Here is an 8,294-nt window from a genome sequence, read left to right as displayed (position 1 = left end):
TTCGCCCGCGCGGCGGCGCCGATGGCCCTGCGCGAAGCGATGCACAACCTCAAGCGCGCGTTGTTCATGCACGGCGGTCCGTGGAACGCGGCCGAGGTGAAGCGCATCCGCGACATCATCCAGAAGGCCGCCGAGGAGATCACCAAGGGCCGCAAGGATGGCTGAGCCCACGCTCGCCCTGCCGACCGACGCGCACGCGTCGCTCGCGCAGGCGGGTTTGCGCGCGACGCCTCCGCGCCTGGCGATATGGCAGGTGCTTGGCGATGCCAGCGACGAGCCCGACGCAGTGGACATCCTGCGTCGGGCGCAGTTGCTGGAACCGCGGACCAGCCTGGGCACGGTGTACCGTTTCCTGCGCGAACTCGAATCAGCGGGGCTGGCATGGTCCCGCCCGATAGCGCATGGGCGATCGCGTTGGCGCCTCGCCGGAACCCAGGCCGCCGCGGATACACCACGCGATCCGGTGGCGCTGACCGCCGTCGCCCGACTCGCGGCGACCTTTGGCTATCGACTCGTGCCGTTGAAGGAACGCGCCTTCACGCGTTGAACGCTTTTCTTCGGCAACCCGCCGGATTCAGTGCGCGGCTTTGTTGCGACCGCGCCGCGACGCCAGCCGGTCCGCCAGTCGCGTCGGTTCGGGCAAGCGGTATTTTCCGCCGTAGGCAAGCACCAGTTCCGGGGCGGCCTCCATGCTTACCCGATGACCCGGCGACACGACCAACGGGCGCACGCGATCCTTGCTGCGCAACACCCAGCCGATCATCTCGCCGTGGTGCATCAGCGGCACGCGTTCGCCACGCGCCGGTCCGAGCGCCGCGTGCGTGCCTACCAGGATCGATTTCGCCACGCCGATCGTAGGCAGGCCGGTCACCACGCCCAGGTGCGCGGCAATCCCCAGTCGCCGCGGATGCGCAATGCCATGGCCGTCGACGAAGATGAGGTCGGGTACCTGCTGGAGTTGATCCAGCGCCGACAGCAACGCCGGCAATTCGCGGAACGACAGCAGGCCCGGGATATAGGGCATGCGCGTGGGTTGCCTGGCCACGACTTCGGCGAGCGGCTCCTTCGTGTGTGCGTCGAGCAAGACCGCTGCGGCCCGCGTCACCGCGCCGCCTTCCTCGAATCCCACATCGACGCCCGCAATCAGCTTCAACGGAGGGTGGTCATCCACCAGGCGCGTCTGTTTCGCCAAGGCTGTCTGCAAGGCGCGCGCCTTGGCGATGTCACCATCCCAAGGGGGCATGGCTTGCGCATGGGTGACGGAGTTCATCACGGGAGCGTGAATGCCAGCTACTGAACGGAACGTCAAGGCAGGAATTCATTGACCGCTCCGGAATGCACCCGGATCATGCCGCCATGCCTATCCTGCTTCGCTTGCTCCTTCTCCTGCTGGTTGCCATTGGCAGCGCCACGCCCGTCTTCGCGCAGAACAACAACGGCCAGGCCGCGGCGCAGATTCCGCAGGCCACGCTGGCCTCGCCCGACAAGCTGAGCGCGCAGGTCGACCTGATCAAGCAGGCCATCACCGACAAGGGCAAGCTGACCGACACCATCCTCAGCGATGCCCGCGCCAAGGCGGCCACGGTGCAGCAACAGGCGGACCAGCTGACGGCAAGCCTGATCCCGCAGGTCGATGCACTGAAGGCCAAGCTCGACGTGCTGGGCCCGGCGCCCGCCAAGGGCGCGCCTGCCGAAGCGCCGGAAGTGGCCGCTCAGCGCCGGCAGCTCACCAAGGACAAGACCGATCTCGACGGCCAGCTCACCCAGGCCAAGTCGCTCAGCCTGGAAAGCCAGCAGCTGACCACGCAGATCGCCGGCCTGCGTCGCGACCTGTTCCAGGCGCAGATCAGCCAGCGTACCGCGTCGCCGTTGAGCCGCGCGTTCTGGAGTCGGCTTGCGCAGAACATGCCTGACGACGCCGCGAGCCTCGCGTTGCTGGGGGCCGGCCTGAAGGGAGCGTTGGCACAGGCGTGGCAGCCGGGTAATCGCGCGCCCTTCATCCTGTGGCTGCTCGCGGCAGTCGCCCTGATCGTTGGTGGCCGTCGACTGCTCGAGCACAAGGGCCTGGATTTGGCGAGCAAGTACCTGCCGTCGGGCCATCTCCGCCGCAGCGTGATGGCATTGCTGATCGCGTTGATCACCACCTTCACCTACGGCCTGACCGCATGGTTCATCTACCTCGCGGTGAACTGGAACGGTGTCTTCGACGACGAACTGGACAACCTCGCTCGTCCGCTGGTCACGCTCACGTTCTTCGCGGCGATTCTGGCGGGACTCGGTCGCGCGATGCTCAGTGCGCGGCGCCCGTCGTGGCGCCTTCCGCCTATTTCCGATGACCTCGCCAATCGGTTGCGCCTGTTCCCCGCACTGATGGCGCTGAGCATGCTGCTGCTGGGCGTGGTCGAGCGCGTGACCAGCGATATCGGCGCCAGCCTCGGCTTCGCCATGGCCGCCAACGCGCTGGCAGCCACCGTGATCGGACTGATCGTCGGCTCCGCCCTCGTCCGCATGGGCAAGGCGCGCCATGCCCTCATTGCGGGCGGTGGCACGCCCGCCAAGCGCCCGTTGTGGGTCGGCGTGATGGTGGCCTGCGCTTTCGCCAGCACGATCGTGGTGCTGCTCGGCGTGCTCACCGGCTATATCGCGCTGGCCTTTTTCGTGGCGCGCCAGATGGTGCGGGCGGGCTTTTTGATCGCCGTGCTGTACCTGCTGATGCACCTGGTCAACGACCTGTGCGAATCGCTGCTGTCACCCGACTCACGCAGCGGCGCGCGCCTGCAGGAGACCTTCGGCATCGCACCGGCTCGCATGGAGCAGACGGCGACGGTGATTTCCGGTGTCACGCGTGCCTTCCTGCTGCTGCTTGCCGTGCCGCTTTTGCTTGCGCCCTACGGCGCCGGTCCCACCGAACTGGTGGATCGCGGCTCGCAGCTGTTCGCCGGTCGTTCGCTGGGCACGCTTACCATCAACCCCACCAGCATCTTCAACGCGATGTTCGTGCTGTTCGTGGGCGCGGTGGTGCTGCGCCTGATCAAGCGCTGGCTGAGCACGCAGCTGCTGCCCAAGACGTCGCTTGACGTCGGCATGCAGACGTCCATCGTCACCTTGCTCGGCTATGTCGGCGGCATCCTGGTGTTCGTGCTGGTGCTAGGGGCGCTGAAGGTCGATGTGCAGAGCATCGCGTGGGTAGCCAGCGCGCTGTCGGTGGGCATCGGTTTCGGCCTGCAGGCGATCGTGCAGAACTTCATTTCCGGACTGATCCTGCTGGCCGAACGCCCGGTGAAAGTAGGCGACTGGGTGAGCCTCAGCGGCGTGGAAGGGGACATCAAGCGCATCAACGTGCGCGCCACGGAAATCCAGCAGTGGGATCGCTCCGTCGTGATCGTGCCGAACTCGCAGCTGATTACCCAGAACGTGCGCAACGTGACGCTGGCCAACGCGCAAGGCCGCGTGCAGATACGCCTGCCGATGCCGTTGAGCACCGACGCGACCAAGGTGCGCCAGATCATCCTGGACATCCTGCGCAACCATCCGTCCACGCTGCAGTCGCCCTCACCTTCCGTGCAGTTGGACAGCATCGACTCCGGTTCGCTGATGTTCGTGTGCACCGCCTATGTGAATAATCCGCGCGATTCGGGCAACGTGAAGAGCGACCTGCTGTTCGAGATCATCGACCGCCTGCGCAAGTCCGAGCTGCCGCTCACCACGCCGCAGGACATGGTGGTGCGCACCATGCATCCTCCGGGCGCCGAGACGCCGACCAATGCGGCGAGCCCGGTCACACCGTTCACGAAGACCTGACAGCGCGCAGCCATCGGCTTAGGGCAACACTGATTAAGTATCGCCGTCGTCATGATGTCTGGAAGTCCCCCAGGCTGTGTCGCGTGGCGCCGGGAAGATTGGCCGTCTTGCCAAGCCATGCGGCGCAGGCTGGGGGACTTCCAGACATCACCCCACCACTCGAATTTCAGCATGTTTGGGCCCGTCCTGTCTGTCTGCAGGCCTTCGGTCGGTCGTCTCGACAGCCAGCCAGGCTGCCCTCCTCGCTCCTCAAAGCCGCGGCCATCCATGGCCGCTCCCCGCGTGCGTCGACCGCCCTGTGGCCTGCGAACAGACAGGACGGGTGACGACAGCGATACTTAATCAGTGTTGCCCTAAACTCGGGGCCTCGCCCGGAGCCCGCCGATGGAACACCACGTCGTCGCACCTTCGCCACCGCTCGATGGCCTGGTCTCGCGCCTGTGGGACTGGTCCGCTCCGCCAGCGGACCATCATCTCGAACGCGTGCTGCCCGTGCCGGGCGCCTCCCTGATCATCAATCTTCACGAGGACGAAACGCGCGTCTATACCGACGACGCCGAACGTCGCTGCATCCGCGCACCCGCCGCCGTGATCGGCGGCCCATGCCTGCGCAGCCAGATCATCGACACGGCGGAGCAGGTGCGGGTGATGGGCGTGGTATTCCGCCCCGGTGGCGCACACGCGCTGACCGGCGAGGATCACGAAGCACTGATGGCACAGGACATCGGCCTGGAGGACATCTTCGGCGCCAGTGCGCGGCAGTTGCGCGAACAATTGCTGGACACGGCCGACGGCATACAACGCCTACGCGTGCTGGAGCAATGGTTGCTGGCACGCATGCGCATGCCCGCGCTGGCGCCGGAGGTGCAGTACGCGCTCGATCGCATCGGTCGTTGCCCGCAGGTGATGCGCATCGGGGCGCTGGTGCGCGAAACGGGACTGTCCGAATACCGCTTCGGCCGCCTGTTTCGTCGACAGGTGGGCATGGGACCGAAACGTTATGCGCGGCTGATGCGCTTCCGTGCCGTGGTCGACGCTGTCTACGCCAGCAACAAGGTGGACTGGAGCCAGGTGGCGCTCGATGGTGGTTACGGCGACCAGGCACATCTCGTCCATGAGTTCCGCGCCTTTGCGGGGATGACGCCTACGGCATTCGTGGCGGCGCGGGGTCCTTATGCCAATCATGTGCCGCTGACTTGACGGGTGATCCGCGAAGTTCCCCGAGGCTGCGATCGCGCACTGGGTGTGCTCCTACAGAAGAGCGGCCATGACATGGCACACTCGCTACCCCACACCGGAACGATATCGATGTCCAACGACCTCTTTTCCCAGCGTCCCGGCAAGGGCCCCGCCTCGCATGTACGCGTCGGCATCGGCGGATGGAACTTCGCGCCATGGCGCAACAATTTCTATCCGGCCGGTCTCGTGCAACGTCGCGAGCTGGAATTCGCCAGCCGCCAGCTGCGTGCGATCGAGATCAACGGCACGTTCTATGGCGCGCAGAAACCGGCGACGTATGCGAAGTGGGCGGCCGAAACACCGGATGGCTTCATCTTTTCGCTGAAGGCGCCGCGTTACATCACCGAAGGCAAGCGGCTGGCCGATACGGCGCGGGGCATCGAGGGATTTGTCTTCGGCGGCCTGGCGGAATTCGGCGACCGGCTCGGTCCCGTATTGTGGCAGCTGCCACCATCGCGCCCGTTCGATGCGGACGACCTGGCGGCCTTCCTCGATCTGCTGCCGCGCGAGCTGGACGGCCATCCGATGCGTCACGTGCTGGAGGTGCGCCATCGCAGCTTCCTGGACGAGCGCTACGTATCGCTGGCGCGCAAGCACCGCATTCCCACCGTCTTCACCGATTCGCCGCAATACCCGTCGCTGGCCGACCTCACCGGCGATTTCGCCTATGCCCGGTTGATGCGCAGCGAATCACACATCGACACGGGCTACGCGCCTGCCGATCTCGATGCCTGGACCCAGCGCGCCCTGCAATGGGCCGAGGGCGGCGACCCCGCGGAGTTGCCGCACGTGTCCGCGCCACACGTGCAGAAGAAGCCGCGCGACGTCTTCATCTACTTCATCAGCAGCGCCAAGGAACGCAACCCGGCGGCGGCCGTGGCCATGCAGGAGCGCGTCGACGCCAAGGGCTAGCGCCGCCACGACCACTGGCACATGAAGGGCGCGGCGGCAACGATACAGTGGCGGCATCCACTGGAGACCGCCATGCGATGCTTCCTGCCGTGCGCCGTGACCGTGCTAGCTGCCCTCGCTGTTGCCCCTGCCCTTGCCGCCGAAGACATCGCGGCGAAGATCAAGCGCCAGTCGCAGGAATTCTCCGATGCCTCTGCTTCGGGCGACGTGGCCACGCTTGCCCGTTATCTTGATGACCGCGTGATCTTCATCAACGAAGGCGGAGAGATCGCCAGCAAGCAGGACATCATCGCGCCGGGTCCACCGCCGCCGAAGAATGTCAGCAACCATCTCGTGCAGACGGACTTCCAGATCGAAATCCACGGCAAGGTGGCGGTGACCCGCTTCACCGACAACGGAACCTTTCGCGTAGGAGACCAGGTCACGAAGCACAACTTCCGCTCGACCGAGGTGTGGCTGGACGAAGGCGATGCCTGGCGCATGATTTCCAGCCAGACGGTCGCGCTTTCCGACGACCCGCCGTCCCGTGCACTGAGCCCGCGCGAACTGGACGAGTATGTGGGCACGTACCAGGCTGCGCCGGGGCTGAGCGTGACCATCACGCGACAGGGCAGCGAGTTGTTCAGCGCCACCAACGGCGCCAAACCCACCCCCTTGCTGGCGGAGTTGCGCGACGTGCTGTTCACGCCCGGACAAGCGCGCACGCGGCGGATCTTCGAGCGCGATGGCAACGGCAAGATCACCGGCTTTGCGGCGCGGCGTGAAGGCAACGGCCTGGAGTTCCGCAAGACCAGCTGATCGCACCGCCGGGTCCAGCGCCATTCGGTACGACGCAAGCGCGGCATAAGCTCTACACTCGCGACCATTCTCACGAGGCGTCCGGCCATGCGCGCACTCAAACCATTGCTCATGCTCGCCGTGCTGGCCCTTGCGGCCCTGCTATGGGGAAGGCACGCGCCTGAGCCGGCGCCGCCCGCCAACGACGCGGCGGTGCCGCACGCCACGGGCAACGCGCGCGCAGACACCACAGGCGTCGCGCTGCCGTCGTTCCTGCCGCCCGAGGCGGCCGATACACTGTCGCGCATTGCGCGCGGCGGGCCGTTCGAACATCGCCAGGATGGCGTGGTGTTCCAGAACCGCGAGGGCCGCCTGCCCTCGATGCCCGAAGGCTATTACCACGAGTACACGGTGGAGACGCCCGGACTGGATTATCGCGGTGCGCGACGCATCATCACCGGCGGCAACCCACCGCAGGCCTATTACTACACCGACGACCACTACCGCACTTTCCGCCCGTTTGAGGTATCTCGATGAATGCGCAGTTCGATCTCGATTTCGGCGATGCCTCGCACGGCGGGATTTTCTTCGTCACGTCCGACGACCTGGAGCCGCTGGCCGAAGCAGCCGGCATGCAGGGCCTGCGCGTCTGCCGCGTGAACCTCGCGGACTACACCGGCCACGACGCGCTCTACGATCGCCTGACACAGGCGCTGCGTTTGCCGGCGGACTTCGGTCGCAACTGGGACGCGCTGGCCGACAGCCTGCGTGACCTCTCCTGGCTGAAGGCCACGGGTTACATCCTGCTGCTCGACCACGCCGAAGGCATGCGTGACACCCACGAGGAGGACTTCGACACCCTGCTCGACATCCTCGAGGAATCGGTGGACTACTGGCAGGACGCCGGCTCCCCGTTCTTCGTATTCTTCGCGCTCCCTGAAAGCGCCTTTGACGACGTGGAAGACTGATCGATGCAGGAACTGGATTTCGAACTGGACCGCGACTACGTGGAACTCAACCAGCTGTTGAAGCTGGTGGGCCTGTGCGACAGCGGTGGCGCGGGCAAGGCCATCGTCGCGACCGGCGCCGTGCTGGTGGACGGCGTGCAGGAGCTGCGCAAGACCTGCAAGATCCACGCGGGCCAGGTGGTGCAGGTCGAGGACTTCGTCATCCACGTGCACGCCGTGGATTGATCCTTACGCTAGGGCGTCTCGGGCAGTGCCGCGAGCTTGCGGTCCAGCTCCGGATGATCCGGCAGACAGATGCCGAAGGACTCCTGCAACACCTGCCTGATCTCCTCCACGCCCTGCAGCGTGCGACGCACGGAGTCGCCAGCGGTGTGATGCACCACGAACTCGCGGTTGCGCAGGCCAAGCCTGCGGCCGGGCAGCGTCCGGGCCACGATCAGGCCATGCAGGAAATGCGATGCGGGGTGCGTGGCGGTGTAGTGATTGGCCACCACGTAATCGATCGGCGGACGTTGCTGCAGGTCGAAGCGGTACAGCGTGCGCCATTCGCCATGCACGTTCGCCTGCATGCGCCAGTCGCCATCGCGCTGCATCAGG

At 66.0% G+C, this 8,294-nt stretch carries 10 protein-coding genes; 8 read left to right on the top strand and 2 right to left on the bottom strand.

Annotation, left to right across the window (positions count from 1 at the left end; genetic code table 11):
• Positions 1-157: 157 nt before the first annotated feature.
• Positions 158-547, top strand: coding sequence for a Fur family transcriptional regulator (locus VFG49_RS13755; protein ID WP_324861427.1), 390 nt, complete (start codon positions 158-160; stop codon positions 545-547).
• A gap of 27 nt (positions 548-574) precedes the next feature.
• On the opposite strand, the gene nfi is transcribed toward VFG49_RS13755, so the two are convergent.
• Entirely contained in the window at positions 575-1,243 is a 669-nt protein-coding gene (gene nfi / locus VFG49_RS13750) for a deoxyribonuclease V (protein ID WP_324861425.1), read from the bottom strand.
• A gap of 113 nt (positions 1,244-1,356) precedes the next feature.
• On the opposite strand from nfi, the gene VFG49_RS13745 reads away from it, so the two are divergent.
• From VFG49_RS13745 to VFG49_RS13715, 7 genes are all read left to right on the top strand, one after another.
• Positions 1,357-3,801 (top strand): DUF3772 domain-containing protein, encoded by a 2,445-nt coding sequence (locus VFG49_RS13745; RefSeq protein ID WP_324861423.1) that lies wholly within the window; start codon positions 1,357-1,359, stop codon positions 3,799-3,801.
• Positions 3,802-4,185: 384 nt separating this feature from the next.
• Complete coding sequence (locus VFG49_RS13740; protein ID WP_324861421.1) at positions 4,186-5,001, top strand: helix-turn-helix domain-containing protein; 816 nt, start codon at positions 4,186-4,188, stop codon at positions 4,999-5,001.
• Between the two features lie 108 nt (positions 5,002-5,109).
• Complete coding sequence (locus tag VFG49_RS13735; RefSeq protein WP_324861419.1) at positions 5,110-5,952, top strand: DUF72 domain-containing protein; 843 nt, start codon at positions 5,110-5,112, stop codon at positions 5,950-5,952.
• A gap of 72 nt (positions 5,953-6,024) precedes the next feature.
• Positions 6,025-6,750 (top strand): DUF4440 domain-containing protein, encoded by a 726-nt coding sequence (locus VFG49_RS13730; protein ID WP_324861417.1) that lies wholly within the window; start codon positions 6,025-6,027, stop codon positions 6,748-6,750.
• 87 nt (positions 6,751-6,837) lie between these two features.
• Positions 6,838-7,266: a ribonuclease domain-containing protein gene (locus VFG49_RS13725; RefSeq protein WP_324861415.1), complete on the top strand. Its 429-nt coding sequence runs from the start codon at positions 6,838-6,840 to the stop codon at positions 7,264-7,266.
• Positions 7,263-7,697 (top strand): barstar family protein, encoded by a 435-nt coding sequence (locus VFG49_RS13720; protein ID WP_324861413.1) that lies wholly within the window; start codon positions 7,263-7,265, stop codon positions 7,695-7,697. The genes VFG49_RS13725 and VFG49_RS13720 overlap by 4 nt, the downstream gene beginning before the upstream one ends.
• Before the next feature lie 3 nt (positions 7,698-7,700).
• Positions 7,701-7,922, top strand: coding sequence for an RNA-binding S4 domain-containing protein (locus tag VFG49_RS13715; RefSeq protein WP_324861411.1), 222 nt, complete (start codon positions 7,701-7,703; stop codon positions 7,920-7,922).
• Between the two features lie 8 nt (positions 7,923-7,930).
• Here the strand turns inward: VFG49_RS13715 and VFG49_RS13710 are convergent.
• Positions 7,931-8,294: arylamine N-acetyltransferase family protein (locus VFG49_RS13710; protein WP_324861409.1), on the bottom strand; the 364-nt coding region annotated here is incomplete at its 5' end.

The sequence above is a fragment of the Dyella sp. genome (genome assembly GCF_035685885.1).
Classification (GTDB): domain Bacteria; phylum Pseudomonadota; class Gammaproteobacteria; order Xanthomonadales; family Rhodanobacteraceae; genus Dyella.
This window is presented reverse-complemented; position numbering and strand designations above follow the sequence as displayed.

Excerpts from the sequence above, each read along its gene's own strand:
- VFG49_RS13755 (WP_324861427.1), top strand. The coding sequence starts at position 158 with ATGGCTGAGCCCACGCTCGCCCTGCCGACCGACGCGCACGCGTCGCTC.
- nfi (WP_324861425.1), bottom strand. The coding sequence starts at position 1,243 with ATGCCCCCTTGGGATGGTGACATCGCCAAGGCGCGCGCCTTGCAGACA.
- VFG49_RS13745 (WP_324861423.1), top strand. The coding sequence starts at position 1,357 with ATGCCTATCCTGCTTCGCTTGCTCCTTCTCCTGCTGGTTGCCATTGGC.
- VFG49_RS13740 (WP_324861421.1), top strand. The coding sequence starts at position 4,186 with ATGGAACACCACGTCGTCGCACCTTCGCCACCGCTCGATGGCCTGGTC.
- VFG49_RS13735 (WP_324861419.1), top strand. The coding sequence starts at position 5,110 with ATGTCCAACGACCTCTTTTCCCAGCGTCCCGGCAAGGGCCCCGCCTCG.
- VFG49_RS13730 (WP_324861417.1), top strand. The coding sequence starts at position 6,025 with ATGCGATGCTTCCTGCCGTGCGCCGTGACCGTGCTAGCTGCCCTCGCT.
- VFG49_RS13725 (WP_324861415.1), top strand. The coding sequence starts at position 6,838 with ATGCGCGCACTCAAACCATTGCTCATGCTCGCCGTGCTGGCCCTTGCG.
- VFG49_RS13720 (WP_324861413.1), top strand. The coding sequence starts at position 7,263 with ATGAATGCGCAGTTCGATCTCGATTTCGGCGATGCCTCGCACGGCGGG.
- VFG49_RS13715 (WP_324861411.1), top strand. The coding sequence starts at position 7,701 with ATGCAGGAACTGGATTTCGAACTGGACCGCGACTACGTGGAACTCAAC.